The following is a 25242-nucleotide window of genomic DNA, read 5'->3' as shown; positions in this document are numbered from 1 at the left end:
CGAGCCGTGCCCGGCGGCGCGGCCCGTCCGGACGCGGGTCAGACCAGCCGGACCGGCTTCTCGGGCCGGACTCCCAGATCCGCCAGCCAGGTCCGCAGCGGCCCGGGGTCGCCCTCCTCGACCAGGGACAGCACGCGCGTCGCCAGGTCGGACCGGCGGGCGCCGCCGACCAGCAGGACCGGTCCGTCGAGCCAGTCCAGCCCCGGTGCGGCGCCGGCCGAGTCGACCGCCGCGCAGCACACCATCGCGGTCACGTGGTCGGCCAGCAGGTCCCGGCCGCTGCGCGGCGGCTGCAGCGGGAACAGCGGTACGGCGTCCGCGCCGCGCGCCTTCCCGGCACCCTCGGCCGGGCCGGAGGCGCGCTCCTCGCGGGCCAGGTCCCCGCTGAGGCGGCCGGCCAGCGCCTCGCCGGCCGCGCCGTCACCGGCGGGGTCCGTGAGGTAGCCGAGCACCCGCTCCAGCGTGGGCCCGGTGAAGGCGTCCGAGGCGGCCCGGCCGGCCGCTCCCCCGGCGGGACCCGCGACCGCGGGCGCACCGGCGGAGGCGGACGGGGAGACGGTGACCGGGGGCGCCGCGGCCGCGGCCGGGGCCGCGGGGGCCGCCGGGACGGCCAGGGCGTCCAGGGCCGTGTGCAGGCGGGCCGCCTCGGTGCGCCACTTGCGGTCCACGACCTCCTCCGGGTAGGCCGTCCAGTCCACGGGGGACCAGTCGGGCCCCGCCTCGGCGGGACCGCCGTGGAAGAGCCGCGCGGCCAGCAGGGACGTCGCCTCGTCGATCACTCCGGGCTGGTCCAGCAGATCGCAGGCGGGCCGCTCGCCGAGGCGCGAGGTGAACCCCTCGGCCAGCCGGTCCCGCCGGGACAGCTCGGTCAGCGCGGACACCACTCCGGCGTCGAGGTGCGCCGGCCAGCGGCCCATCCGCCAGGCGGGCAGCGCGACCCGGGTCAGCAGCCGGTCCCAGCCCGCGTAGGCGAGGCCGACCTGCTCCTGGGCGACGATGCGCAGCCCGTAGTCCACGCCCTGTGCGCGCTCCGAGGCGGCCGCGGCCACGCCGCGCTCCATCTCGGCCGCGTCGACCCGGCACATCCGCAGCAGCAGCCGCGCGGGTCCGGCGATCCAGCCGAGGCCGGGCCGGGAGCCCACGTCCACGGCGGCGTCCAGCCCGCGCACGAAGCCGCGGGCGTCCGCTATGTCGGGATGGGCGGACGGGCCCGTGCCCGCGACGACCGGGGCGAGGACGGCCCGGAGCTCCGCGACGCGCATCCACCACAGGAACGGGGAACCGATCACCAGCACCGGGGCCGCGCCGGGCGCCGATTCCGGACCGGCGGACGTGCCCGCGCGGCGGTGGGCGGCGTGGGTGCGGTCCTCCAGCCAGCTGTCGCAGTCGGGGGTCAGGGCTATCGCCGAGGGCGCCGGCACGTCCATCCGGTCGGCCAGGTCGCGCACCAGCCGGTAGAGGTCGGGCGCGGCGGTCTCCGACAGCGGGACCGTCGGGGTCACGGCGGGGCTCGCCCGCAGCACCACCGCGGCGAAGACCCCGCCGACGAGCAGGACCAGTACGGCGGCGGCGCAGACGGCCAGGGTCACCGCCGGCCAGGGGTCACCGGCCAGCCGGCCCGTCATCCGGGCGGTGACCAGCACCACCGCGAGGGCGGCGGGCAGCAGCCCGACGGCCAGGGCCCTGCTGCGTACCCGCAGCACGGCCAAGGCGCGGGAACGCGCGGACGGCACGCCCACTTCCATGATCGAACCGGTTCCGGACACGGCCGGACCTCACCCCCTCTGCCCTGCGGCGGCTTTGCTCACTCCCCCACTGTGACACCCGCCCCTGACATCGCAATGCCGGTGGGCCAAGTGCCGGAATGCTTGCGCCGCACCCTAGTTGGGGCACGCCCGGACGTCAGGCAGTCGGGGTGACGATCACCCGATGGAATGGCTTTGGGTAAAGCTGGGTGCGTTCGAACGCGGCCGGATGCAATCGCCCGGGCACATGCCTGCGGGCCCGGACGCACCTCGTGCGCACCGGGCCCGCAGGTCCGCCTCGTCGCGGATCAGCGCCCTTCGGCCGCCCGGGCCGCGATGTCCGTACGGTGCTGGGAGCCGTCCAGCCGGATCCGCGCCACGGCCTTGTACGCCTTCTCGCGGGCCTGCGCCAGATCAGAACCGGTCGCCGTCACCGACAGCACGCGGCCGCCCGCGCTGACGACCGCGTCGCCCTCCTGCCGGGTCCCGGCGTGCAGCACGTACGCGTCGGGCGCGTCCTGCTCCGCGACCTCCGCGAGCCCCTCGATGGGGTCCCCGGTACGCGGGGTCTCCGGGTAGTTGTGCGAGGCGATGACCACCGTGACGGCCGCGTCGTCGCGCCAGCTGAGCGGGGGCTCGGAGTCCAGCGTGCCGTTCGCGGCGTTCAGCAGCACGCCCGCGAGCGGGGTGCGCAGCCGGGCCAGGACCACCTGGGTCTCGGGGTCGCCGAACCGGGCGTTGAACTCGATGACCCGGGTGCCGCGGCCGGTGATCGCCAGCCCCGCGTAGAGCAGGCCGGAGAAGGGGGTGCCGCGGTGGCGCAGCTCGTCGACGGTCGGCTGGAGGACCAGCTCCATGACCTCGTCGACCAGCTTCGGGTCGGCCCAGGGCAGCGGGGAGTACGCCCCCATGCCGCCGGTGTTGGGGCCCTCGTCGCCGTCGAGCGCGCGCTTGAAGTCCTGCGCGGGCTGGAGCGGGACGACGGTCACGCCGTCGGTGATGGCGAAGAGGGAGACCTCGGGGCCGTCGAGGTACTCCTCGATGACGACCCGGTCGCAGGCCACGCCGTGGGCGCGGGCGGCGTCCCGGTCCGCGGTGACCACGACGCCCTTGCCGGCGGCGAGGCCGTCGTCCTTGACGACGTACGGGGCGCCGAAGGCGTCGAGGGCCGCGTCCACCTCCTCGGGGGTGGTGCACACGTAGCTGCGCGCGGTCGGGACTCCGGCGGCGGCCATCACGTCCTTGGCGAACGCCTTGGAGCCCTCCAGCTGCGCCGCCGCGGCGGTCGGGCCGAAGCAGGGGATGCCGGCGGCGCGGACGCTGTCGGCGACACCGGCGACGAGTGGCGCCTCCGGGCCGACGACGACGAGGCCGACGCCGAGCTCGGCGGCCAGCCGGGCCACAGCGGTGCCGTTGAGGGCGTCGACCGGGCGCAGTTCCGCCACCTCGGCGATGCCGGCGTTGCCGGGAGCGCAGTAGAGCGCGGAGACGTCGGGGTCGAGGGACAGAGAGCGGCACAGGGCATGTTCGCGGGCGCCGCCGCCGATGACGAGGACCTTCACGCTGCTCAGCCTAGCCGGGACGGCGCGGCCGGATTCGTGCGGCCACCCAACTCCGGGGTGCTACTCGTTCGTGTATTCCTCCACGACCGTGGCTCCGAGCTCCCGCACGATGAGGTCGTGACCCGTCAGGGCGCTGTCGACCAGGTCGGGATCGTCCTCCTCCGGGACGTCGTCCTCGGGGGCCACGGGGGGCGGCGCCTGGTGCACCGGGGGCTGCGGGGCCGGGGGCTGCTGCCGGGACGGGGAGGACTGCTGCGGGTACGGGGCCGCGGGGGCCTGCTGGGCCGGGGGCGGGCTGTAGGCGGGCTGCGGGGGCGCGTACGAGGAGGAGGAGACGGCCGGGGCCGGGCCCCCGCCGCCCACGACGGCCTCGACCTTCCAGGTGACCTGGAACTGCTCGGCGAGGACCGCCTTGAGCACCTCCTCGCTGCCGCTGCTCGCGAAGTTGTCGCGGGCTCCGGCGTTGGGGAAGCCGAGCTGCAGGGTGGTGCCGTCGAAGCCGGCGACCTGGGCGTTCTGGCTGAGCAGGATCCAGGTGAAGCGGCGGCGGTTCTTGACCGCGTCCAGGACGGCGGGCCACATGGCCTGGATCTGCCCGGCGCCGGCGGCCATGCCCGGGGAGGGCGCGGGGGCCGCGGGCCCGGAGGGGGCCTGGGCGGCCGGAGCCGGCGCCTGGGCCGCGGGCCCGCCCTGGCCGGGGGCGGCCGCGCTGGGCCAGGCCCCGGCGGCCGGGGCCGGGGCGGACGGTGCGGAGGCGGCCGGGGCGGGCGCCGCAGGGGCCGCGGCGCCGGGCCAGGCGCCGGGGGCGCCCCCTCCGGGCTGCGCCGCTCCGGGCCAGGCCCCCGGGGCGGGGGCGGCGGGCGCGGGAGCGGTGGGGGCAGCGGCGGTGGGGGCCGCCGCGGGGGCGGCCTGGTGGGACGGCTCCGGGGGCTCGGGAGCCCGTACGACCGGGGCGGGCGCCGCCTCCGGCTCCGGGGCCCGCGCCGCGGCCCGGGCGGCGGCGGGACCTCCGCCCGGCCCGGCGGGGGCCATGGCGTGCGCCTCGGGGCCGGGGACGTACCCCATGGCGGGCTGCGGAGCGGCGGCAGCGGCGGCGGCCATCGCGAGGCCGGCCCCGCCGCGCTCCAGCCGGTCGAGCCGGGCCTGGAAGGACCGCTCGTCGTCGAAGGCGGCGGGCAGCAGCACGCGGGCGCAGATCAGCTCCAGCTGGAGCCGCGGCGCGTTGGCGCCCCGCATCTCGGTGAGCCCGGTGTTGACCAGGTCGGCGGCGCGCGACAGCTCGGCGGCGCCGAAGACGGACGCCTGGGCCTGCATCCGCTCCACGACGTCGGCGGGGGCGTCGATCAGCCCCTTCTCCCCGGCGTCGGGCACGGCGGCCAGGATGACCAGGTCGCGCAGCCGCTCCAGCAGGTCGGCGACGAAGCGGCGCGGGTCGTTGCCGCCCTCCACGACGCGGTCCACGACCTCGAAGGCGGCGGCCCCGTCCCCGGCGGCGAAGGCGTCGATGACGGAGTCGAGGAGCGAGGCCTCGGTGTAGCCGAGCAGCGAGGTCGCCATGGCATACGTCACACCCGTGTCGGTGGCGCCGGCGAGCAGCTGGTCCATGACGGACATCGAGTCGCGCACGGAGCCGGCGCCGGCGCGCACGACGAGCGGCAGCACGCCGTCCTCGACCTTGGCGCCCTCGCGGCCGCAGACCTCGCCCAGGTAGTCCCGCAGGGTGCCGGGCGGCACCAGCCGGAACGGGTAGTGGTGCGTCCTGGACCGGATGGTCCCGATCACCTTCTCCGGCTCCGTGGTGGCGAAGATGAACTTGAGGTGCTCCGGCGGCTCCTCGACGACCTTCAGCAGGGCGTTGAAGCCCGCCGAGGTGACCATGTGGGCCTCGTCGATGATGTAGATCTTGTAGCGGCTGGAGGCCGGTCCGAAGAAGGCCTTCTCGCGCAGGTCACGGGCGTCGTCCACACCACCGTGCGAGGCGGCGTCGATCTCGATGACGTCGATGGAGCCCCGCCCGTTCCTGGCGAGGTCCTGGCAGGACTGGCACTCCCCGCACGGGGTCGGGGTGGGGCCCTGCTCGCAGTTCAGACAGCGGGCGAGGATGCGCGCACTGGTCGTCTTTCCACAGCCGCGCGGCCCGCTGAACAGGTACGCGTGGTTGACCCGGTTGTTCCGCAGGGCCTGCATCAGCGGTGCAGTGACATGCTCCTGCCCGATGACCTCGGCGAACGACTCGGGGCGATAGCGGCGGTACAGCGCAAGGGACGACACGTCTACGAGGTTATCCGGGCCCGCCGACAACGGCGGCCCGCAGCCGCCGCGGAACCCGACCCGGACCCGCTCCCGAGCCGGCGCGCGACCCGCCCCGGAACGCAAAGCGCCCCCCACGCACCCGCCAGAGCCCACTTACCCTTGCTGCCTTCCGGCCCTGGGGGAATTGGGTGAGATAGCGCCACGTGAGGGGCTGGCCCCACCCTAGCGGATGAAAGGCCCCGGAATCGAGCCGGACTCCGGCCGGAACTCCGGCCCGATCGTCCGCGGGGGATGCGCGGACGTCCGCGGACGATCACGTTCGCGAGCACCCCTCAACGTCTTGTATTGTTTGCCGCGGAGGATTCGCCTAGTGGCCTAGGGCGCACGCTTGGAAAGCGTGTTGGGGGCAACCCCTCACGAGTTCGAATCTCGTATCCTCCGCCAGTGCCTCACCGGGCACTTGAAGGCCCCGACCGGGAAACCGGGCCGGGGCCTTCTGCGTTGCCCCCGTCCCGGCCGGCCCTCCCGCGCGTGCGCGGCGCCGTGAACGCGCCTAGCGTTCTCGCAGGCGGCCGCGGCGGGAGGCGGGTGGACGGATGGAGTGGTTCAGGGACAACGTCTTCCGGCCGTATCCGGAGCTGCTGATCTTCCTGACCATCGCCGTCGGCTTCCTCCTCGGACGGCTGCGCTACCGGTCGCTGGCGCTCGGCGCCGTCACCGGCTGCCTGGTCGCCGGGCTCGTCATCGGCTCGCAGGCCAAGGTGGAGATCGACGGGCCGATCAAGTCCGTGTTCTTCCTGATGTTCCTCTTCGCCCTCGGCTACGACGTCGGCCCGCAGTTCTTCCGCGCCCTGCGCAAGGACGGCCTGCCCCAGGTGTTCCTCGCGCTCGTGGTCTGCGTCACCGGGCTCGGCGCCGCCTGGCTGTTCGCCGCGCTCGCCGGATACGGCCCCGGGCTCTCGGCCGGACTGCTCGGCGGCGGGCTCACCCAGTCCGCCGTCATCGGCGTCGGCGCCGACGCCATCTCGCACCTGCCCGGGCTGACCCCCGCCGAGGCCAAGGACGAGTCCCACCTCGTCGCCGTCGCGTACGCCGTCACCTATCCCCTCGGCACGGTCCTGCCCGCGCTGCTGCTCGCCGGGGTGCTCCCCCGCCTCGTGCGCCGGGACCTCGCGGAGGACAGTGCCGTGCTCGCCGCCGACCTGGAGGCGGTGGACGAGGACCCCGACGCCGGGGAGGGCTACTACAAGCACGTGCTGCGCGCGTACGCCGTGGACGTCCCGCGCTTCGCCGGCCGGACGATCGGCGACTTCGAGGCCGAGCAGAAGGCCGCCGGCCGCCGGCTCTACATCACCCGGCTGCGCCGCGCGGGGGAGATCCTCGAACACGATCCCGCCACCCGCATCGAGCTCGGCGACATCCTCGCGGTCAGCGCGGTCCGGGGGGACCTGGTCGCGTACGACGCCCGCAGCCACATCGGCATGGAGAGCGACGACAGCGAGCTGCTCGGCTACCGCACCGAGACCCTGCACGTGGTCGTCACGGGCCGGCGGCGGGACGCGGGCGGGACGGCCGCCCCGCGCACCATCCGCACCCTGCGGCACGAGGAGTTCATGCCGGGGGTGTTCATCGAGGGCCACTGGCGCGGCGGAGCCGATCTGCGGGTCCGCCTGGACAGCACCGTCGAGCGCGGCGACACCCTCGTCCTGACCGGGCCCCGCCACCGCGTCGACGCGGCCGCGGCGGTCCTGGGCAAGCCGGTGCCGACGAGCTTCGCCACCGACATGGTGTGGATCGCCCTCGGGCTGTTCCTCGGCGGCTGCCTCGGCATCCCGGCCCTGCACGCCGCCGGGGCCCCGCTGTCGCTGTCCACCTCGACCGGCGCCCTGCTGATGGGCCTGGTCTTCGGCTGGGTCCGGAGCAAGTACCCGACGTACGGCAACCTGCCCTCCGCCGCCCAGTGGCTCATGGGCACCCTCGGGCTCTGCGTCTTCGTGACCGTCGTCGGGCTCAACGCCGGACCGAGCTTCGTCCCCGGTCTGCGGGAGGCCGGCTGGCCGCTGCTGCTGTGGGGCGCGGCCGTGACGACGCTGCCCCTGCTGGCCGGCTTCCTGTACGGGCACTTCGTGCAGCGGCTGCCGCTGCCGATCCTGCTCGGCGCCCTCGCCGGGGCCCAGACCACCACCGCCGCGCTCGGCGCCCTCACGGAACGGGCGCGCAGCCAGATCCCCGCCCTGGGGACGACGGTCCCGTACGCCCTGGGCAACGTGCTGCTGACGATGTGGGGCTCGGTGATCGTCCTGCTGCGGCGGTGAGCCGGGCCCGGGCCGTCACCGGAAGCCGAGACGCCGAGGGGCCGAGGGGGCCGGCTCAGACGGTCTGGAGGGAGACCTCGGTGGACTTGACCAGGGCGAAAACGGGGATCCCGGCGGCCAGGCCCAGCGTTTCGACGGCGTCCTTGGTGATGGCCGCGGTGAGCCCGCCGCCGTTCACGTCCACGGTGACGGACGCCATGGCGCCGCCCAGCGCGACACCGACGACCGTGCCGGCGATCTGGTTGCGGATGGACAGGCCCTCGACCGGGCCGGTGGCCAGGGCGACCTCGGTGGCCTTGACCAGCGCCTTGACGGAGGATCCGGCGACGATGCCGAGGTCCTCGACCGCGTCGGTGGTGATGGCGGCGGTCAGGTCCTGGCCGCCCTCCAGGCGGACCTTGACCGTCGACATGGCCTCGCCGGAGGTGACGGCGGTCACGGTGCCGGCCAGCTGGTTGCGGATGCTCAGCGTCATGGGTGGTTCGACCTCTTGCCTTGCTCGGGGGAGTGCGCAGTGGCGCGCGGGGGGAGCCGCGCACGGTTCGGGGGAGCCGCGGGACCGACCGTAGGCGCCCCCGCCGTGCCGTGCGGCCCGCCCGTCGCACCTGCGGACGGGAACCACCCGACCGGCTGGCGCCTGCGGACACGGCGGTCCGGGCGGCCTTCCCGGGCCCGGGTAAGCGGATTGGCCCGGGAAGCAGACGGGCCCGGCTGAACTCCGGGCCCGTCGAAGGGGCACGGCTACGCGTCCGACACCGCCGGCATCTCCCCGACGGTCGTCGTCAGGTCGATGACGGCGAAGGCGGCGCCCTGCGGGTCCGTCACCGCGGCGAAGCGCCCGAACGGGCTGTCCATCGGGCCGAAGTGCAGCGCTCCGCCGTGCTTCCTGGTCTTGGCGACCGCCTCGTCGCAGTCCGGGACGGCGAAGTAGACCTGGACGTAGGAGGGGATCTCGGGCGGGAACTCCTCGCCCATGGCCATCCGCCCCAGCACCGCGTTCTCGGGTGCGGAGCCGCCCAGGGTGAACAGCTTGAAGTCCATGTCGCCCGCCTCCGGGTCCTCGCCCGGCTCCATGCGCTGGACGCCGTACGGGAAGACCTTCGGCAGGAACCCGTCCGGCTTGTCCGGGTCCCGGGAGAAGAACTCGGCCCAGGCATAGGAGCCCGGCTCGCCGGTCTTCTCGAAGCCCCTGTGCTCGCCCGGCTGCCAGACGCCGAACACCGCCCCGCTCGGCTCCTTCGCGATCAGCATCGTGCCGAACGTGCCGACCTGCATCGGCTCCATCAGCAGCTCGCCGCCGGCCGCCGTCACCTTTTCGGCGGTGGCCGCCGCGTCGGGCGAGGCCAGGTACAGGCACCACTGCGACGGGGCCTCCGCCCCCGGCATCGGCGGGACGACGGCCGCGACGGCCTTGCCGTCGGAGTAGGCCTGCGTGTAGTTGCCGTACTCACTGCTGGACTCGCCGAAGGTCCAGCCCAGCACATCGGCGTAGAAGGTCTTGGCGGCCTCCACGTCGGTGAACATCGCGTCCGCCCAGCACGGTGCGCCTTCCGGGAACTCAGCCATGATCGATCGACTCCTGTGTCGTGTGCCCATGCCCGTCGTACGTCCTCGCACGTCCTGTACGTGCCGTACTCACGCTAGGCGCGCGGTGCGGCGGCCGCGCGGGGAGCGCCGCCCGGGGGCAGGCTGGAGCCATGGAGCACAAGGACACCCCCGTCATCCGGCTGGCCCAGCAGCCGGAGGCCGACGCACTGCTCGGCCGGAGCCCGCTCGCCGCCCTCGTCGGGATGCTGCTCGACCAGCAGGTGCCGATGGAGTGGGCGTTCTCCGGGCCCTGGACGATCGCCCGGCGGCTCGGCGCCGACGACCTCGACGCGCACGCGATCGCCGCCTACGACCCGGAGGCCTTCGCGGCCCTGCTCTCGGAGAAGCCGGCCGTGCACCGCTATCCGGGGTCGATGGCCACGCGCGTCCAGCAGCTGTGCGCGTACCTGGTGGAGCACTACGGAGGGGACGCCGAGGCCGTCTGGGCCGACGCGGGGACGGGCGCGGAGCTGCTGAAGCGGCTCAAGGAGCTGCCCGGCTTCGGCGAGCAGAAGGCCCAGATCTTCCTCGCCCTGCTGGGCAAGCGGCTCGGGGTCCGCCCGAAGGGCTGGCGGGAGGCCGCGGGCGGATACGGGCCGGACGGCGTCTACCGGTCGGCGGCCGACATCACGGGACCGGAGTCGCTGGCCAAGGTGCGCGCCCACAAGCAGGAGATGAAGGCCGCGGCCAAGAAGGCCAAGGCGGAGAAGACGGAGAGGCCGGAGAAGTCGGAGAAGGCCTGAGGCACGGCCGCGCTTCGGTTCGGGGAGCGAGGGAATTGACCGGTCCCGCAGGCCGCCGATTGACCCCTGTGGCCGGTCTGTCCGCTCCGTAGATTGGGGGACATGACAGAGACCGCGGTCCGCGCCGCCACCGCCGAAGCCGTCCAGGACGCCCCGGGCAGCATCATCACGCTGCTGACGGACACCGCCGAGCTCACCTGCAACACGGCCGCCTTCGACGAGGGTGCGGCCGGCGCCCCGGTGCACTTCCACACCAGGGCGACCGAGTTCTTCCACGTCACCGCCGGACGGCTCGACGTGCTCGTCGGCGACGAGGTCCACACCCTGGGCGCCGGCGACTTCATCGCCGTCCCGCCCGGCGTCAAGCACGCCTTCGCGCCCGCCGCCGGCCACCCGGCCTCCGTCTTCGTCGGCTTCACGCCCGGCATGGGCCGCTTCGACTACTACCGGCTCCTCGGCCGGGTCCACGCGGGCGAGGCCACCGTGCAGGACATCAAGGACAGCTCACCGGTGTACGACAACCACTACGCGGAGAGCCCGGTCTGGAGCGGCCGCCGCCGCAGCGCCGCCCCGTAGACCTCGTCCGCGTCCAGGCGGCGCAGTTCCTCCGCCATCAGCTCCGCGCCGCCGCGGATCTTCAGGGCCACCTTGCGGTCCGGGCTCCCCGGCAGGGCCAGGGTCGCCAGCACGCCCCCGGGCCGGTCCACGCTGATCTCCCCGGACCCGGTCTCCAGCACCACCCGGGTGATCACCGGGCCCTCGCTCGCCACGCGGACGGCGGGCACCCCGAGCCGGTCCTCCAGCCACCGCGCCAGCAGCTCCGAGCTGGGGTTGTCGGGCTCGCTCTCCACCCGGGCGCCGGTCACCGGCAGCGGCTTCTGGTCCAGCGCGGCGGCCAGCAGGGCCCGCCACGGCGTCAGCCGGGTCCAGGCCAGGTCGGTGTCCCCGGGCTGGTACGCCGCGGCGCGCACGTCCAGTTCGGCGACCGGGTCGGCCGCGGCCTGGGCGTCGGTGATCCGGCGCTGCGCGAGGACCCCGAGGGAGTCCCGGGCCGGGTCGGCGGGGGCGTCGGCCGGCCACCACGCCACCACGGGGGCGTCCGGCAGCAGCAGGGGGAGCACCACCGAACCGGCCTGACCGGTCAGCTCGCCGTGCAGGCGCAGCATCACGATCTCGCCCGTACCGGCGTCCGCGCCGACCTTCAGCTCGGCGTCCAGCCGGGTCGCGCGGAGCTTGTGCGGCCCCCGGGAGGTCCGTTTGATCACCGCGATGATGCGGCACGGGTGCTCGTGCGAGGCCTCCGAGGCCGCCCGTACGGCGTCGTAGGCGTTCTCCTCGTCGGTGACGACGACGAGCGTCAGCACCAGCCCCATGGTGGGGCTGCCTATCGCCCTGCGGGCTTCGAGCAGCGCCCGGTTGACCTTGCTGGACGTGGTGTCGGTGAGTTCGGTCCGCATGGGCCGAGTCTGTCAGCGACCGGTCCGGTCCCGGCACCAGGTTCGCTCGAATCCGCCCGGAGCGGGGCGCGGGCCCGCGGCCCGCGTCAGCGGCGCTTGCGCGCCGTACCGAAGATGGACCGCGAGATCTCCCGGCCCAGCTGCGTCCCGATCGACCGGGCCAGCGAGCGGAACATCCCGCTGCCCACCACCTGTTCGGCGAGCGAGGGGTCGGGCTTGGGGGCGCTGCGCGCCGCCTTCTCGGCCTCCTTGGCCTCCGCCTTCGCCTGCTTCTCCGCCTCCGCGGCGGCCGCGGCCGCCTCCGCCGCCGCCTCGGCCGCGGCCTGCTCGGCGCTGATCTTCTCGTACGCGGACTCGCGGTCGACCGGCTCCGCGTAGCGCGAGTACAGCAGCGAGCCCTTCACCACCGCGTCCAGCGCCGCCGCGTCGATCGGTCCCATGAGCGACTGCGGGGCGCGCAACCGGGTCGCCGCGACGGGGGTGGGGGCCCCGTTCTCGCTGAGCACGGTGACGACCGCCTCGCCGGTGCCGAGCCCGGTGAGGAGCTCCTCCAGGTCGTACGGGGAGTGCGGGAAGGTCTTCACCGTCGCCTTGAGCGCCTTCGCGTCGTCGGGGGTGAAGGCGCGCAGCGCGTGCTGCACGCGGTTGCCGAGCTGGGCGAGCACGTCCGCCGGCACGTCCTTGGGGGTCTGCGTCACGAAGAAGACGCCGACGCCCTTGGAGCGGATCAGGCGCACGGTCTGGGTGATGGAGTCGAGGAAGGCCTTCGAGGCCCCGTTGAACAGCAGGTGGGCCTCGTCGAAGAAGAAGACGAGCTTCGGCTGCTCCAGGTCGCCGACCTCGGGCAGGTCGTTGAACAGGTCGGCCAGCAGCCACATCAGGAAGGTGGAGAAGAGCTGCGGCTTGTCCTGGACGGCCGGGAGCTCCAGTACGGAGACCACTCCGCGGCCGTCGGCGGCCGTGCGGAGGAACTCGCTGGTGTCGAACTCGGGCTCGCCGAAGAACTCGGAGGCGCCCTGCTGCTCGAAGGCGGTCAGCGCCCGCAGGATCACCCCGGCGGTCACCGTGGACAGCCCGCCGATGCCCTTGAGCTCCGGCTTCCCCTGGTCGGAGACGAGGAAGGCGGCGACCGCGCGCAGGTCCTTGAGGTCGACGAGCTCCAGGCCCTTGGAGTCGGCATAGTGGAAGATCAGGCCGAGGGACTGCTCCTGCGTCTGGTTGAGCTGGAGCACCTTGGACATCAGCACCGGGCCGAAGCTGGTCACGGTGGAGCGGACCGGGATCCCGGGACCGATGCCGCCGAGCGAGTAGAACTCGCTGGGAAAGCCGGTGGCGTGCCACTCCTGGGCGACGTCCGCGGCCCGTTGCCCGACCTTCTCGCCGGAGGTGCCGGGCGCCGAGATCCCGGAGACGTCGCCCTTGACGTCCGCGAGGAAGACGGGAACGCCGTGGGCGGAGAGCTGCTCCGCGATCAGCTGGAGGGTCTTGGTCTTGCCGGTGCCGGTGGCGCCCGCGACCAGCCCGTGCCGGTTCAGCATCGACAGGGGGATGCGGATCTGGCGGTCCGGCAGGCAGACGCCGTCCCAGAGCAGGGCCCCCAGATCGAGGGCGGGGCCGGTGAAGGCGTAGCCGGCGGCGATCTGCGCGGCCGGTCCCGCCTCGTCGGCCGCCGGTCCCGCCTCGTCGGCCGCCGCGCCCGCGGCCGGTGCGCCCGCGGCCGGTGCCGGGCCGTCCGCCGGGGTGCTCGCGGGCGTCGTGGCGTCTGGGTCGGTGCTCTCGCTCATGCATCACTCCCGAGTTGGTGCCGTTTGCCACTTTTGCACCAACCGCGCAAGGCTGCGCCCGCAGGCACCGGCCCGGTAGGCTTTCCGTGTGATCTTCAAGCGCATCGGAAACGGAAAGCCGTACCCCGACCACGGCCGGGAAAGCACCCGGCAGTGGGCGGACGTCGCGCCGCGCCCGGTCCGGCTCGACCAGCTGGTGACGACCAAGGGACAGCTCGACCTCGAGACGCTGCTCGCCGAGGACTCCACCTTCTACGGCGACCTCTTCGCGCACGTCGTCAAGTGGCGGGGCGACCTCTACCTGGAGGACGGGCTGCACCGCGCCGTGCGCGCCGCCCTGCAGCAGCGCCAGGTGCTGCACGCCCGCGTCCTCGAAATGGACTGACGACCCGTCGGCGGCCCTCCCGGGGGCCCGTCGGCGGTGCGGCGGCCGGGGCCCGGTGCGGAGCGTTGCCGCTTCGTACCGGATTGCGCCTTTCGGGTCGCCCTTGGCGTATCAGCACATCATCGAGTGGGCATCGCCGACGGGCGGCACTACGCTGCGCTCATGAGCATGCTCACTCCCCCCGGCATGGGCGGAAAGTACCGCGTCACGGGAGCGGCTTACCCCCGCATGAGCCGTAAGCGGAGCCTCCGCCGGATCGTCCTCACCGCACTCGGCGCGGTCCTCGCCCTCGCAGTGATCAGCTACGGGGCACTGCAGCTCATCGACGTGTTCCGGGGTGACAGCCCGAAACGGAACACGGCGGCCGGCGCCGGGGACTGTCCGACCGCGAAACCCGCGGCCGCCGTCAAGGGCGCCCCCGCGGCCGCCCCTTCGACGCCCGCCAAACCGGCCGTCGTGCTGCCCCAGCCCGGCCAGATCACGGTCAACGTCTTCAACGCGACCCCGCGCGCCGGACTGGCCAAGGCCGTGGGCGACGAGCTGAAGAAACGCGGCTTCCTCATCGGCAGCGTCGGCAACGCCCCGGCCACCTTCGACAAGAAGGTCCCCGGCACCGGACTGCTGGTGGGCGCCCCGGCCACCGACAAGGCGGCCTTCGCCGTGCTCGGCACCCAGCTGGCCGGCACCACGCAGCAGACCGACACCCGCGAGGGCGCCGACATCGACCTGATCCTCGGCGACGCCTTCAAGGAGCTGAGCACGAAGGAGGACGCGGACAAGGCGCTGGCCCTGCTGGCCAACCCCGCGCCCGCGCCCGCCAAGAACTGCTGACGGCGAAGAGCCCCGGAGCCTGCGGGCTCCGGGGCTCTCCTGTGCGCGTGCGCCGTTCCCGCTCCCGCGGGGTCACGGCTGCCGTGACGGCCGCGTCCTACTCCGCGGAGCCGTACATCCGGTCGCCCGCGTCGCCCAGTCCCGGCACGATGTAGCCGTGCTCGTTGAGCCGCTCGTCGACCGCGGCGGTGACCACGGTCACCGGCGTGCCCGCGAGGTCGCGCTCCATGACCTCCACGCCCTCCGGGGCGGCCAGCAGCACCACGGCGGTGACGTCGTCGGCGCCGCGCTTGATGAGCTCGCGGATCGCCGCGACCAGCGTGCCGCCGGTGGCGAGCATCGGGTCGACGACGTAGACCTGACGGCCGGAGAGGTCCTCGGGCATGCGCGTCGCGTACGTGGAGGCCTCCAGGGTCTCCTCGTTGCGGACCATGCCCAGGAAGCCCACCTCGGCGGTCGGCAGCAGCCGCACCATGCCGTCGAGCATCCCGAGACCGGCGCGCAGGATCGGCACGACCAGCGGGCGCGGGTGCGACAGCTTCACACCGGTGGTGGGCCCGACCGGGGTCTCGATGTCGGCCTGCTCGGTGCGCACGTCCCGGGTGGCCTCGTACGCGAGCAGGGTGACCAGCTCGTCGGCGAGGCGGCGGAAGGTGGCGGAGTCGGTGCGCTTGTCGCGCAGGGTGGTGAGTTTGTGCGCCACCAAGGGGTGATCGACGACCTGCAAACGCACAACATCCTCCAAGACTCGGAAACCCAGGGTTTTCGACCTGCGACCTGCAAAAACGGCCGCACGACGCGACCCGCACCCGAAAGGCTACGCGCTGCCGGGGGCGCTTCGCGTCTCAAGGCGCGGACGCACCGCCGCCGTCTGGAGATGCGGCCCGGGCGCGGGCCCAGCACGCTGGACGGATGAGCAGCGCACCGGTGATCGCGGCCGTCGACGGATCCGACCACAGCCTCGGGGCCCTGGAGTGGGCACGGGCCGCCGCCCTGCGGCACCGTACCGGACTGCTCATCGCCCATGTGCTCCCCGACCACGCCCAGTTGTACGCCGGCCGGCGGGCCTCGCTCCACGACGCCTCGCAGCCCGACGAGTTCGCCGACCCGGTCCGCGACCGCATCCGGGCCCTCCTCGACAGCGGCCCGGAGCTGCCCGGCGAGGTGCGCTACGAGGCCCTGGAGGGGTCCGTGCCGGAGGCGCTGCGGGTCATCGGGGCGCAGGCCCTGATGCTGGTGATGGGCTCCCGGGGGCGCGGCGGCTTCGCCACCCTGCTCCTGGGCTCGAACAGCCGCGCCGTCTCCACCACGGCTCCGTGCCCGGTGGTGGTGGTCCCGCACGAGGAGCGCCGCGCCGGTGCCGCCCCGGAGGCGTCCGCCGGGCGGGTGGTCCTGGGGCTGCACGCCGCCGAGACGCCCGAGGACGTACTGGACTTCGCGTTCGCGGAGGCGGCCGCACGGGGGACAACCGTCCAGGTGGTCTCCGCGTACCTGATCCCGCCCGCGCCGACCATGGTGGTGGACAGCCCCTTCGCGGTGATCCCGCCGGAGGGGCTCGCCGACGGCGGGGACGCCGTGCCCGCCGAACGGGAGATGCTGCGCTCCCAGACGGAGCGGCTCGCGCCCCTGCGGGCCCGCTACCCGGACGTCCCCGTCGAGCAGGCCGCCGTCCCCGGGGATCCGGCGGGCCGCCTGGTCGACACCTCCCGTTCGGCGGCCCTGGTCGTGGTGGGCCGCCACCACCCGCGCCGCGGCGCGATGTCGCTCCTCATGGGCTCGGTCGCCAACGCGGTCCTGCAGCACGCGCACGGCCCGGTGGCGGTCGTACCGACCCTCACGGACGACTGAGGGCGCTCCGGCGACCGGTCTGACCTGCGCCGGGGTGGCATCAATCGGGCCGACCGGGGGAAGGTGGTTGCCGGGGGGTCTGCTTCGCGCCGGCGGAGGAGGACGACCGGATCAGCCGGGGTGGTGGCCGATGCCCGACTCGCAGTCGAGCGACGAGACCGACGACTACGGAACGCCGGAGACGGCGGCGCAGCGCCGTGCGCGGCGCGCGCAGTTCCTGCGCGACCTGAACGAGGCGCGCGAGCTGCGCGACCGCGTCCAGCCCCGGCGCGCCCGCGCGGCGCGGATGCGCCAGCAGATGCGCATGCGCACGTTCCGCTGGTAGCCGGGCGCGCTGGGTAGCCGGGCGCGCGCCCCGCCGGTGGCCCGGCGTGCGCTCCCGCCCGCCCGCATCCCGGACCGCGGCGCGCCCGCCGACACGGCCGCGCCGCGCCGGGCCGCGCGACCGCCGGAGCGGGTCCCGCCGGAGCCCCCGGACCCGTACGGCACCACAGCCCCGGGGCCCCCGTACGCGCCGCGCGGCGCACGGCACGGCGCGACGCAAGCGCGGAAGACCTCTCGCAAAGCCGCCGTTTCTGCCACGATGCCGATTGGGCGGGGCACGGGCGGCGAGCAGAACGGCCGTTCCACCCCATCCTCCGGCCGGGGGGACCTCCAACCGGCACGCCTAAGACCAGTGGGAGAGTCACGGTGTACTTCGCCGCACTGCTCGCGCGCACCGAAGACGGGTGGGAAGCGAGCGACATGGAACTCGACGACGTCGAGTCCCTCAGTGATCTGATCGATCTCGCCCGTTCCGCCGCTGTCGACGACGACACGGTGGTCGCCCTCATCGAGCAGGAGGACGCCTGGTTCGGCGTCGTCCGCGTGGACGGCGAGGAGGACCCGCGGTACTTCGTGTCGAACGCCGCCGGGGCCGCCCGCAGCTCCTACGGCTCGATGCTGACCAAAGAGCTGCTGGGCAGCGACGAGGAGGACGACGAACTCGACGAGCTGGACCTGGACGGCACCGAGGACGGCGAGGAGGAACCCGTCGCCTCGTTCGCGGACGGGGCCGACGACGCCGGCGAACCGGGCGGGAGCGGCGCGGAGCCGGTACCGGCCGGGCCCCTCGGCGACCCCGCGCTGCTGGACGACCTCGGCGTGACCAACAAGCAGCTGATGAACCTGGACGGGGACGCCCTCTCGGAGATCGCCGACTCGCTCGGCGCCACCGAGGTCCTGGAGGCCGTCCGCTAGTGACCGGCACGCACGACGCACCCCCCGGTCCCGATCCCGTACGGGACCCCTGGCGGGACTCCATGCGCCTGGCGCTCGTGGAGGCCGCCAGGGCGGTGCCGGCCGGCGACGTGCCGGTCGGCGCCGTGGTGCTCGGCCCGGACGGCGGGCTCCTCGCCACCGGGTACAACGAGCGCGAGGCGACCGGCGACCCCACGGCGCACGCCGAGGTGGTGGCGCTGCGCCGGGCGGCCGCCGCGGTCGGGGAGTGGCGGCTCCCGGGGTGCACCCTGGTGGTGACCCTGGAGCCGTGCGTGATGTGCGCGGGCGCGCTCGTCCAGTCGCGCGTGGCCCGGATCGTCTTCGGCGCCGCGGACGAGAAGGCCGGCGCGGCGGGGTCGCTGTGGGACCTCGTACGGGACCGCAGGCTCAACCACCGGCCCGAAGTGGTCGGCGGGGTCCTGGCCGAGGAGTGCGCCCGGCAGCTCACGGATTTCTTCCGCAGCCTGTGACGGATACGGATTTCAGAGCACGGCGCACCTTGGGCTAAGCTCTCTCTCGGTAGCGTGTCCGAGCGGCCGAAGGAGCACGCCTCGAAAGCGTGTGATGGTGCAAGCTGTCCGTGGGTTCAAATCCCACCGCTACCGCTCTGACCGAGAGCCCCGCCCCGCAAGGGTCGGGGCTCTCGGCGTTCCACGGGTCTGTCCGTGGCGGCTCCACTGATCCGCGGGTCCCCGGGGACGGACGCGGCCGCCCCGGAAGCCGTCCGCGCGCGTCGCGGGACGTCCGCGGCCCGTCGCGGCCGTCCGGAGGCGTCCGCGGCCCGTCGCGGCCGTTCGCGGGGTCCGGAGGGCGTCCGCGTGACCGCCCGGCGCCTCGGCCGTTGTCACGGCATGACCAAGACCCAGCGCATCCTCGCCGCCTTCGCCCTCGCGGGGGCCGCCGCGGGCCTCGCCGCACCCGCCGCCTCGGCCGCCCCGATCGCCCCGCTGACCCTGCCGGACCTCCCGACGGCGGCTCCGGGCATGCCGGCCGGGGCCACGCCCGGCTCCGTCCAGGAGATCGGCGCGAAGCTCAACCAGCTGAACGAGCTCAACCAGCTGATGGAGGTACCGAACCAGCTGGCGCCCGTGATCGCCCCCGTGGAGCCCGTCGTGGGCCTCCTGGGCGGCATCCAGTAGCAGCCCGGCCCCGCCCCCGGGCACGCGAAGAAGGCCCCGGCCTGAACCGGGACCTTCGACGCTTGGGACGGGGGAAGTGGCATCGGGGGGACAAGCCACTCCCCCCGACGAGGACGGAACCTGCCAGTCCGGGCCGCAGTCAGGGGGGAAGCTTGCGGCTCGGACCCCGCAGTGAGGTCCTGTCCCTCACCCACCGATTTCCTGCCAGAACCGGTGGGCTCACATCAATCCTGCGCCCGCGGCGCACGCCGTCCCGACGGCAAAGGACCCGGACCGCCGGGTCATTGGTCCTTAAAGGCCTGGTGAGTGTCCAAACCCGAACGGTTAGACTCACCCGACTTTGGCAGGATCGGTTGGGGAGGCCGTCACCGCACATGGACACCAAGAAGCTCATCACGGGCGTCCTCACCGTGTTCGTCCTCTTCGTGATCATCACCCAGCCCAAACGGGCCGCCGAGATGGTCGGAATAGGCTTCCAGGGCATATCGGATGCCGCGTCCGGCATCGGCGAGTTCATGACCGAACTGGTGCGCTAAACCCGTACGCTGATGCGGTTTCCGGATTCCCGGCCCCCCACTCCGACGGGTGGGGGTTTTTTGCGTACCCAAAACTGGGCATATTGCCCGTATTTGCCCAACTTGCCCTCAACACGGCGTTATACGGTGCTTGCACACAGTGCATATCTCTTGTGATGCTATGACCGCTTTTAACGGATGAGTTGACTGAAGGGGTGGCGTGACCGTGCCGGCCAGTACTGCGCCTCAGGTGCCACCCCAGCAGGACCCCCAGCAGGCACCCCCACAGGTGTCGGCGCAGGCGGCCCCCCAGGCATCGCCCCCGCCGGGCCGGCAGGCGCCGCCGCAGGTGCCCCCGTACGAGCCCCCGCACGAGCCACCGCACGAGCCCCACCAGGAATCCCAGGTGCCTCCCCAGCAGGAGCCCCGCCAGGAACCCCGGGAGGGCGCGCAGGGGGCCCGGCAGGAGGGCGGTCAGGGCGAGGGCGCCGCCGCCGCGCCGCCGGCCCCGGTGCCCCCGAGGCCGCCGAGCAGGGGCGCGGACACCCGGGCGCTCACCCAGGTGCTCTTCGGGCAGCTGAAGGACCTGGAGCCGGGCACCGGTGAGCACACCCGGGTGCGCGGGGCCCTGATCGAGGCCAACCTCCCGCTCGTCCGGTACGCGGCCGCCCGCTTCCGCAGCCGCAACGAGCCGATGGAGGACGTGGTCCAGGTCGGCACGATCGGGCTGATCAACGCCATCGACCGGTTCGACCCGGAGCGCGGCGTGCAGTTCCCGACCTTCGCGATGCCGACGGTCGTGGGCGAGATCAAGCGGTACTTCCGCGACAACGTCCGCACCGTCCACGTGCCGCGCCGCCTCCACGAGCTGTGGGTGCAGGTCAACGCCGCCACCGAGGACCTCACCACCCTCCACGGGCGCACCCCGACCACCCCCGAGATCGCCGAGCGGCTGCGCATCACCGAGGACGAGGTGCTGTCCTGCATCGAGGCCGGCCGCAGCTACCACGCGACCTCGCTGGAGGCCGCCCAGGAAGGCGACGGCATGCCCGGGCTGCTGGACCGCCTGGGGTACGAGGACCCGGAGCTGGCCGGGGTCGAGCACCGCGACCTCGTCCGCCATCTGCTCGTACAGCTGCCCGAGCGCGAACAGCGCATCCTGCTCCTGCGGTACTACAACAACCTGACGCAGTCGCAGATCAGCGCCGAGCTCGGTGTCTCCCAGATGCACGTCTCGCGGCTGCTCGCGCGGAGCTTCGCCCGGCTGAGATCCGCAAACAGGATCGAGGCGTAACCGGAACGAGTGGCGGCGAATCCCTAGATTCCCGGCAGAACGCCCATATCCCCTTCTGACCTGGTCTGTCGCTGGAGATATATGTCGACTTGGCGCTACAGCGTGTTGCCGACATGTGACATTCTGCTGGAACCGCGTTTGCCGCAGCCCCGCCTCCGGTATTCAGGTGGAGGCTGCGTTCCTCTGACGGGCGCGCCGCACGCGACCGTCCGCGACCTCAAGGGGGTGGCATGTCCGTAGACCAGGGCAGCTCCAAGGTGCTCACGCTCGTCAAGAGCCCGACACCGGCAGTGTCCGACCGCTCGGAAGCCATCGACACCCGCACCCTCTCCCGCTCCCTCTTCCTGCGACTCGCCTCGCTGGACGCGGACAGCCCCGACCGGGTGTACGTACGTGACACCCTGATCGAGCTGAACCTGCCCCTGGTGCGGTACGCCGCGGCCCGGTTCCGCAGCCGCAACGAGCCGATGGAGGACATCGTCCAGGTCGGCACCATCGGCCTGATCAAGGCGATCGACCGGTTCGACTGCGAACGCGGTGTCGAGTTCCCGACGTTCGCGATGCCGACCGTCGTGGGCGAGATCAAACGATTCTTTCGGGACACCTCCTGGTCCGTCCGCGTCCCGCGGCGGCTCCAGGAGCTGCGCCTGGCGCTGACGAAGGCCAGCGACGAGCTCGCCCAGAAACTGGACCGCTCGCCGACCGTGCCGGAGCTCGCCGCCGTGCTCGGGGTGTCGGAGGAGGACGTCGTCGACGGCCTCGCCGTGGGCAACGCCTACACCGCGTCCTCGCTCGACTCGCCCTCCCCCGAGGACGAGGGCGGCGAGGGTTCGCTCGCGGACCGCCTCGGCTACGAGGACACCGCGCTCGAAGGCGTCGAGTACCGCGAGTCGCTCAAGCCGCTGCTCGCCAAACTCCCGCCCAGGGAGCGGCAGATCATCATGCTGCGGTTCTTCGCGAACATGACCCAGTCGCAGATCGGCGAAGAGGTCGGCATCTCCCAGATGCACGTCTCGCGGCTGCTCACCCGCACCCTCGCGCAGCTGCGCGTCGGGCTGATCGGCGAGTAACCCGTACCGCGCGGTTCCCAATTGACGATGCGTCAGGAAAACTGGCGCGATGCGAAAGGGATCCCGCGCGGCCGCTCTGCTCACCCTGTGCTGCACGGCCGCCGCCGGCCTCACCGGCTGCGGCGGCCCGCCGCCGGACGGCTACGTCGCCGTGGGCGCCGCTGCCCCGGGCCCCGAACGGGGTGCGGGGGAGAACGTGGCGCCGCAGGGTGCCGTGGAGTTCCAGCAGCTCGGCGGCCCGTCAGCGGCGGGCGGCTCCGCCGAATCCCCCGGTACGCCCACCGGCACCGCGGAGGGCCGTGCGCAGGACGGCTCCGCCCGGAGCGGAGCCCCGTCCGGCGCGTCCGGCGGCCCGTCATCCGGCCCGGGCACACCACCGGGTTCCGGGCGCACCACCACCCCCGGCAGCTCCGCCCCGCGGGACACCCCGGGCGGCTCCGGCACCCCCGGCTCCGGCACGTCCGGCGGCGCGGGCGGCCCCGGGACCCCGCCCGGCGCACCGACGGCTCCGCCGGGCACCGGGCCCGGCACGACACCGCCCGCGCCGCCGCCTCCGGCCACCCCGGCGCGGCTGACGGTGTCGGCCCCGGCCAGGTCGGCCGCGGCCGACCGCTGGTGCGAGCGGGTCACCGTCACCTTCACGAACAGCGGCACGACCGCGGCCCGGTCCGGCACGGTCGCCTTCGCGACGCACATCATCGGCGCCCTCGGCGTCGACTGGGCCACGATCACGACCACGCAGCCGCTGCCGGGGCCGATCGCGGGCGGCGCCGCGAAGACGCAGACCTACACCGTGTGCGTGGAGTCCTGGCGGGTGCCGCTGGGCATGCGCGTGGAGACCAGGAAGGTCACGGCAGCCTGGAACTGAGCCGTGGCCCGTGCCGTGATCCGCCAGGACCGGCTCAGTGCAGGACGACCCACACGGCGGCGCCGATGGCGATCACCAGACCGAGGGCGATGCCGATCCACTGGCCCGTCTTCGAGTCGGCCTGCTGCTGCTCCGCGCGGCGCTGCTGCCGGGCCCCGGGGCCCGCCTGCCGGGCCGGAGCGGCTTCCTCGACGAACGCCCGGAACATCTGAGTGCTGCCCGCGGGGTCGTAGTTGCCCTCGGGGCCCTGTGAGTTGTGGTTCGCAGCCATGGCTCAGGACCCTAGCCGGTTTTCCGATTCCTTTACCGCCCGACCCCCCCGATTCATTTGCCTGTAGCAACCATCCGCTTCTATGGTTGCTCTAAGCAACAAGATGAGGGGCTGCCCGGTGACCACTCCTACCGTTCCGAGCACATCCACCCGGTACCAGGAGCTGGCCCGCCAGCTGACGGGGATCGGCGCCGTCAAGCGCGACCTCGCCCGCATCCTGCCCCCGGACTGTCCGGCGGGCGCCGCCGCCGTCCTCACCGTGCTCGACCGGCACGGCGAGATGCGGCTGAGCCGGCTCGCCGCGTTCATGGCGATCGACGTCTCGGTGACCAGCCGGCACGTGGCCCACGTGGCCGACCGCGGCTGGATCGCCCGGGAGATCGACCCGGGGGACGGCCGCTGCCGGATCCTGCGGCTCACCCCGGCCGGACGGGCGCTGCTCACCGAGCTGGGCGCCCGGTACACGGACGCGCTGGAGAGAGCCCTGGCCGACTGGTCCGCCCGGGACATCGACGAACTCAACACCCTGCTGGCCCGACTCCGATCGAGCTTCTAGTACGTAAGGAAACACATGGCTACGACCACACCCTCCGGTGTGCGGGGAGGCGGCGGCCAGTCGGGGACCACGTCCGACGGCACGTCCATGACCCACCCCCAGATCATGAAGGCGCTGTCCGGGCTCATGCTCGGCATGTTCGTGGCGATCCTGTCCTCCACGATCGTCTCCAACGCCCTGCCCGAGATCATCAGCGACCTCGGCGGCACCCAGTCCTCCTACACCTGGGTCGTCACCGCGGCCCTGCTCTCCATGACGGCGGCGACCCCGCTGTGGGGCAAGCTGTCCGACCTGTTCAGCAAGAAGCTGCTGGTCCAGATATCCCTGGTGATCTACGTCCTCGGGTCCGTCGTCGCGGGCCTGTCGCAGAACACCGAGATGCTCATCGCCTGCCGCGTGGTCCAGGGCATCGGCGTCGGCGGCCTGTCCGCCCTCGCCCAGATCGTCATGGCCGCGATGATCTCGCCGCGCGAGCGCGGCCGGTACAGCGGCTACCTCGGCGCGGTCTTCGCCGTCGCCACCGTCGGCGGCCCGCTGCTGGGCGGCGTCATCACCGACACCTCGTGGCTCGGCTGGCGCTGGTGCTTCTACGTCGGCGTCCCCTTCGCGATCATCGCGCTGGTCGTGCTCCAGAAGACCCTGAAGCTTCCGGTGGTCCGCCGTGACGTGAAGGTCGACTGGCTCGGCGCCGTGCTGATCAGCGGCTCCGTCTCGCTGCTGCTGATCTGGGTCACCCAGGCCGGCACCTCGTACGACTGGATCTCCTGGCAGACCTGGGCGATGACCGGCGGCGCCCTCGCGCTCGGCCTGCTCTTCGTCCTCGTCGAGTCCCGCGCGAGCGACCCGATCATCCCGCTGCGGCTGTTCCGCAACAAGACCATCACCCTCGCCTCGGCCGCCTCGCTGTTCGTGGGCATCGCGATGTTCTCGGGGACCGTGTTCTTCAGCCAGTTCTTCCAGCTGGCCCGCGGCGAGTCCCCCACGATGTCCGGAGTCCTCACGATCCCGATGATCGCCGGCCTCTTCGTCTCCTCCACCGTTTCCGGTCAGGTGATCACCAAGACCGGCCGCTGGAAGGCCTGGCTCGTCGGCGGCGGCGTGCTCCTGACGGCCGGACTCGGCCTGCTGGGCACCCTGCGGTACGACACCCCGTACTGGCACATCGCGATCTACATGGCGCTGACCGGCCTCGGCCTCGGCATGATGATGCAGAACCTGGTCCTCGCCACCCAGAACCAGGTGGCCCCCGAGGACCTGGGCGCGGCCAGCTCCGTCGTCACGTTCTTCCGCTCGCTCGGCGGCGCCATGGGCGTCTCCGCGCTGGGCGCGGTCATGGCCAACCGGGTCACCCACTACGTCCAGGACGGTCTCACCGCACTCGGCCCGAAGGCCGCGGCCATGGGTCACGGCGGCACCGCGGGGGGCGGGATCCCCGACCTCGACAAGCTGCCGGCGCCGTTCCGCGAGGTCGTCGAGGCCGCGTACGGCCACGGCGTCGGCGACGTCTTCCTGTACGCCGCCCCGTTCGCGCTCCTCGGACTGGTCCTGGTGCTGTTCATCAAGGAGGTCGCGCTGAAGTCGAAGCCGGCCGCCCACGCCCCGGCCGCCGGTTCCGGCACCGCGGCGGGCACCGAGGCCCCGGCCCCCGCGCAGGCCACGGTCTGACCTCCCGCAGCACCCTGCGACGGGACGCCGCACCACCCCGCGGGACCTGCGGCGGCCCCGGCAGGTGAGAAGGCCACTGCCCGCACCCGGACGT

General features: G+C 73.5%; 25 protein-coding genes, 2 tRNA genes and 1 other RNA gene. 18 read left to right on the top strand and 10 right to left on the bottom strand.

Features of this window, described 5'->3' with window-relative positions:
- Positions 1-38 precede the first annotated feature (38 nt).
- The 4 genes from ACZ6S8_RS10250 to ffs all read right to left on the bottom strand — a co-directional run bounded on the left by ACZ6S8_RS10250 (position 39) and on the right by ffs (position 5776).
- On the bottom strand, positions 39-1766 hold the full coding sequence (locus ACZ6S8_RS10250) for a hypothetical protein (protein ID WP_469454235.1): 1728 nt from the start codon (positions 1764-1766) through the stop codon (positions 39-41).
- A 287-nt stretch (positions 1767-2053) separates the two neighbouring features.
- Positions 2054-3307, bottom strand: coding sequence for a phosphoribosylamine--glycine ligase (gene purD / locus ACZ6S8_RS10245; RefSeq protein WP_469454234.1), 1254 nt, complete (start codon positions 3305-3307; stop codon positions 2054-2056).
- 60 nt (positions 3308-3367) lie between these two features.
- Positions 3368-5578: a DNA polymerase III subunit gamma and tau gene (locus tag ACZ6S8_RS10240; protein WP_469454232.1), complete on the bottom strand. Its 2211-nt coding sequence runs from the start codon at positions 5576-5578 to the stop codon at positions 3368-3370.
- Positions 5579-5677: 99 nt separating this feature from the next.
- An RNA gene (gene ffs, locus ACZ6S8_RS10235) (signal recognition particle sRNA small type) lies at positions 5678-5776 on the bottom strand.
- Positions 5777-5916: 140 nt separating this feature from the next.
- Here ffs and ACZ6S8_RS10230 point away from each other — a divergent pair.
- Positions 5917-6004: transfer RNA gene (locus tag ACZ6S8_RS10230), tRNA-Ser, on the top strand.
- A 152-nt stretch (positions 6005-6156) separates the two neighbouring features.
- Positions 6157-7875, top strand: a complete 1719-nt coding sequence (locus ACZ6S8_RS10225) for an aspartate:alanine exchanger family transporter (RefSeq protein WP_469454230.1) — start codon at positions 6157-6159, stop codon at positions 7873-7875.
- 55 nt (positions 7876-7930) lie between these two features.
- Here ACZ6S8_RS10225 and ACZ6S8_RS10220 read toward each other — a convergent pair whose 3' ends face one another.
- Both ACZ6S8_RS10220 and ACZ6S8_RS10215 read right to left on the bottom strand, forming a co-directional pair.
- Complete coding sequence (locus ACZ6S8_RS10220; protein WP_469454228.1) at positions 7931-8350, bottom strand: TOBE domain-containing protein; 420 nt, start codon at positions 8348-8350, stop codon at positions 7931-7933.
- 266 nt (positions 8351-8616) lie between these two features.
- Positions 8617-9441, bottom strand: a complete 825-nt coding sequence (locus ACZ6S8_RS10215) for a VOC family protein (protein WP_469454226.1) — start codon at positions 9439-9441, stop codon at positions 8617-8619.
- A 131-nt stretch (positions 9442-9572) separates the two neighbouring features.
- Here ACZ6S8_RS10215 and ACZ6S8_RS10210 point away from each other — a divergent pair, with 131 nt between their 5' ends.
- Both ACZ6S8_RS10210 and ACZ6S8_RS10205 read left to right on the top strand, forming a co-directional pair.
- Positions 9573-10205 carry an HhH-GPD-type base excision DNA repair protein gene (locus tag ACZ6S8_RS10210; protein ID WP_469454224.1) on the top strand — a complete coding sequence of 211 codons (633 nt, stop codon included), beginning with the start codon at positions 9573-9575 and terminating at the stop codon, positions 10203-10205.
- 102 nt (positions 10206-10307) lie between these two features.
- Positions 10308-10781 carry a cupin domain-containing protein gene (locus ACZ6S8_RS10205; protein WP_469454222.1) on the top strand — a complete coding sequence of 158 codons (474 nt, stop codon included), beginning with the start codon at positions 10308-10310 and terminating at the stop codon, positions 10779-10781.
- Here the strand turns inward: ACZ6S8_RS10205 and opcA are convergent.
- Positions 10730-11662, bottom strand: coding sequence for a glucose-6-phosphate dehydrogenase assembly protein OpcA (opcA, locus tag ACZ6S8_RS10200; protein ID WP_469454220.1), 933 nt, complete (start codon positions 11660-11662; stop codon positions 10730-10732). The genes ACZ6S8_RS10205 and opcA overlap by 52 nt on opposite strands.
- Before the next feature lie 86 nt (positions 11663-11748).
- On the bottom strand, positions 11749-13446 hold the full coding sequence (locus tag ACZ6S8_RS10195; protein ID WP_469454218.1) for a helicase HerA-like domain-containing protein: 1698 nt from the start codon (positions 13444-13446) through the stop codon (positions 11749-11751).
- Positions 13447-13534: 88 nt separating this feature from the next.
- Here ACZ6S8_RS10195 and ACZ6S8_RS10190 point away from each other — a divergent pair, with 88 nt between their 5' ends.
- Positions 13535-13831: a type II toxin-antitoxin system VapB family antitoxin gene (locus tag ACZ6S8_RS10190; protein ID WP_017240525.1), complete on the top strand. Its 297-nt coding sequence runs from the start codon at positions 13535-13537 to the stop codon at positions 13829-13831.
- A 162-nt stretch (positions 13832-13993) separates the two neighbouring features.
- Positions 13994-14662, top strand: coding sequence for a LytR C-terminal domain-containing protein (locus tag ACZ6S8_RS10185; protein WP_469454216.1), 669 nt, complete (start codon positions 13994-13996; stop codon positions 14660-14662).
- Between the two features lie 97 nt (positions 14663-14759).
- On the opposite strand, the gene upp is transcribed toward ACZ6S8_RS10185, so the two are convergent.
- The gene (upp, locus tag ACZ6S8_RS10180; protein ID WP_386525225.1) at positions 14760-15395 is read right to left on the bottom strand and encodes a uracil phosphoribosyltransferase; all 636 of its coding nucleotides are present in this window, start codon (positions 15393-15395) and stop codon (positions 14760-14762) included.
- A gap of 179 nt (positions 15396-15574) precedes the next feature.
- On the opposite strand from upp, the gene ACZ6S8_RS10175 reads away from it, so the two are divergent.
- The 10 genes from ACZ6S8_RS10175 (at position 15575) to ACZ6S8_RS10130 (ending at position 22656) form a co-directional block, all read left to right on the top strand.
- Entirely contained in the window at positions 15575-16510 is a 936-nt protein-coding gene (locus ACZ6S8_RS10175; protein WP_469454213.1) for a universal stress protein, read from the top strand.
- A gap of 130 nt (positions 16511-16640) precedes the next feature.
- Positions 16641-16835 carry a hypothetical protein gene (locus ACZ6S8_RS10170; protein ID WP_469454211.1) on the top strand — a complete coding sequence of 65 codons (195 nt, stop codon included), beginning with the start codon at positions 16641-16643 and terminating at the stop codon, positions 16833-16835.
- A 365-nt stretch (positions 16836-17200) separates the two neighbouring features.
- Positions 17201-17749 (top strand): tRNA adenosine deaminase-associated protein, encoded by a 549-nt coding sequence (locus ACZ6S8_RS10165; protein WP_469454210.1) that lies wholly within the window; start codon positions 17201-17203, stop codon positions 17747-17749.
- A 62-nt stretch (positions 17750-17811) separates the two neighbouring features.
- Positions 17812-18240, top strand: coding sequence for a tRNA adenosine(34) deaminase TadA (gene tadA / locus ACZ6S8_RS10160; protein ID WP_469454353.1), 429 nt, complete (start codon positions 17812-17814; stop codon positions 18238-18240).
- Between the two features lie 48 nt (positions 18241-18288).
- Positions 18289-18375: transfer RNA gene (locus tag ACZ6S8_RS10155), tRNA-Ser, on the top strand.
- A 246-nt stretch (positions 18376-18621) separates the two neighbouring features.
- Positions 18622-18909, top strand: coding sequence for a hypothetical protein (locus tag ACZ6S8_RS10150; RefSeq protein WP_469454208.1), 288 nt, complete (start codon positions 18622-18624; stop codon positions 18907-18909).
- A gap of 374 nt (positions 18910-19283) precedes the next feature.
- Entirely contained in the window at positions 19284-19445 is a 162-nt protein-coding gene (locus tag ACZ6S8_RS10145) for a hypothetical protein (protein WP_167347253.1), read from the top strand.
- 385 nt (positions 19446-19830) lie between these two features.
- Positions 19831-20718, top strand: a complete 888-nt coding sequence (locus ACZ6S8_RS10140) for an RNA polymerase sigma factor SigF (protein ID WP_469454206.1) — start codon at positions 19831-19833, stop codon at positions 20716-20718.
- A gap of 230 nt (positions 20719-20948) precedes the next feature.
- Positions 20949-21788 carry an RNA polymerase sigma factor SigF gene (locus tag ACZ6S8_RS10135; RefSeq protein ID WP_469454204.1) on the top strand — a complete coding sequence of 280 codons (840 nt, stop codon included), beginning with the start codon at positions 20949-20951 and terminating at the stop codon, positions 21786-21788.
- Positions 21789-21837: 49 nt separating this feature from the next.
- Positions 21838-22656, top strand: a complete 819-nt coding sequence (locus tag ACZ6S8_RS10130; protein ID WP_469454203.1) for a hypothetical protein — start codon at positions 21838-21840, stop codon at positions 22654-22656.
- Between the two features lie 34 nt (positions 22657-22690).
- On the opposite strand, the gene ACZ6S8_RS10125 is transcribed toward ACZ6S8_RS10130, so the two are convergent.
- Positions 22691-22927 carry a hypothetical protein gene (locus tag ACZ6S8_RS10125; RefSeq protein WP_469454201.1) on the bottom strand — a complete coding sequence of 79 codons (237 nt, stop codon included), beginning with the start codon at positions 22925-22927 and terminating at the stop codon, positions 22691-22693.
- Positions 22928-23030: 103 nt separating this feature from the next.
- Between ACZ6S8_RS10125 and ACZ6S8_RS10120 the strand changes: the two genes are divergently transcribed.
- Both ACZ6S8_RS10120 and ACZ6S8_RS10115 read left to right on the top strand, forming a co-directional pair.
- A complete protein-coding gene (locus ACZ6S8_RS10120; RefSeq protein WP_469454351.1) occupies positions 23031-23483 on the top strand; it encodes a MarR family winged helix-turn-helix transcriptional regulator in 453 nt (150 codons plus the stop codon).
- Between the two features lie 87 nt (positions 23484-23570).
- Positions 23571-25148: an MDR family MFS transporter gene (locus ACZ6S8_RS10115; protein WP_469454349.1), complete on the top strand. Its 1578-nt coding sequence runs from the start codon at positions 23571-23573 to the stop codon at positions 25146-25148.
- The last annotated feature ends 94 nt before the right edge of the window (positions 25149-25242 follow it).

This window comes from Streptomyces sp. NPDC048461 (assembly GCF_055587105.1).
Note: the sequence above shows the minus strand (reverse complement) of the source record. Positions and strands in the feature narration are given on the sequence as shown.

Coding starts and splice junctions, on each gene's coding strand:
- ACZ6S8_RS10205 (WP_469454222.1), top strand. CDS start 10,308: ATGACAGAGACCGCGGTCCGCGCCGCCACCGCCGAAGCCGTCCAGGAC.
- ACZ6S8_RS10145 (WP_167347253.1), top strand. CDS start 19,284: ATGGACACCAAGAAGCTCATCACGGGCGTCCTCACCGTGTTCGTCCTC.
- opcA (WP_469454220.1), bottom strand. CDS start 11,662: ATGCGGACCGAACTCACCGACACCACGTCCAGCAAGGTCAACCGGGCG.
- ACZ6S8_RS10150 (WP_469454208.1), top strand. CDS start 18,622: ATGACCAAGACCCAGCGCATCCTCGCCGCCTTCGCCCTCGCGGGGGCC.
- ACZ6S8_RS10215 (WP_469454226.1), bottom strand. CDS start 9,441: ATGGCTGAGTTCCCGGAAGGCGCACCGTGCTGGGCGGACGCGATGTTC.
- ACZ6S8_RS10170 (WP_469454211.1), top strand. CDS start 16,641: ATGCCCGACTCGCAGTCGAGCGACGAGACCGACGACTACGGAACGCCG.
- ACZ6S8_RS10210 (WP_469454224.1), top strand. CDS start 9,573: ATGGAGCACAAGGACACCCCCGTCATCCGGCTGGCCCAGCAGCCGGAG.
- ACZ6S8_RS10135 (WP_469454204.1), top strand. CDS start 20,949: ATGTCCGTAGACCAGGGCAGCTCCAAGGTGCTCACGCTCGTCAAGAGC.
- ACZ6S8_RS10120 (WP_469454351.1), top strand. CDS start 23,031: ATGAGGGGCTGCCCGGTGACCACTCCTACCGTTCCGAGCACATCCACC.
- ACZ6S8_RS10185 (WP_469454216.1), top strand. CDS start 13,994: ATGAGCATGCTCACTCCCCCCGGCATGGGCGGAAAGTACCGCGTCACG.
- ACZ6S8_RS10225 (WP_469454230.1), top strand. CDS start 6,157: ATGGAGTGGTTCAGGGACAACGTCTTCCGGCCGTATCCGGAGCTGCTG.
- tadA (WP_469454353.1), top strand. CDS start 17,812: ATGCGCCTGGCGCTCGTGGAGGCCGCCAGGGCGGTGCCGGCCGGCGAC.
- ACZ6S8_RS10195 (WP_469454218.1), bottom strand. CDS start 13,446: ATGAGCGAGAGCACCGACCCAGACGCCACGACGCCCGCGAGCACCCCG.
- ACZ6S8_RS10175 (WP_469454213.1), top strand. CDS start 15,575: ATGAGCAGCGCACCGGTGATCGCGGCCGTCGACGGATCCGACCACAGC.
- ACZ6S8_RS10220 (WP_469454228.1), bottom strand. CDS start 8,350: ATGACGCTGAGCATCCGCAACCAGCTGGCCGGCACCGTGACCGCCGTC.
- ACZ6S8_RS10130 (WP_469454203.1), top strand. CDS start 21,838: ATGCGAAAGGGATCCCGCGCGGCCGCTCTGCTCACCCTGTGCTGCACG.
- ACZ6S8_RS10115 (WP_469454349.1), top strand. CDS start 23,571: ATGACCCACCCCCAGATCATGAAGGCGCTGTCCGGGCTCATGCTCGGC.
- ACZ6S8_RS10125 (WP_469454201.1), bottom strand. CDS start 22,927: ATGGCTGCGAACCACAACTCACAGGGCCCCGAGGGCAACTACGACCCC.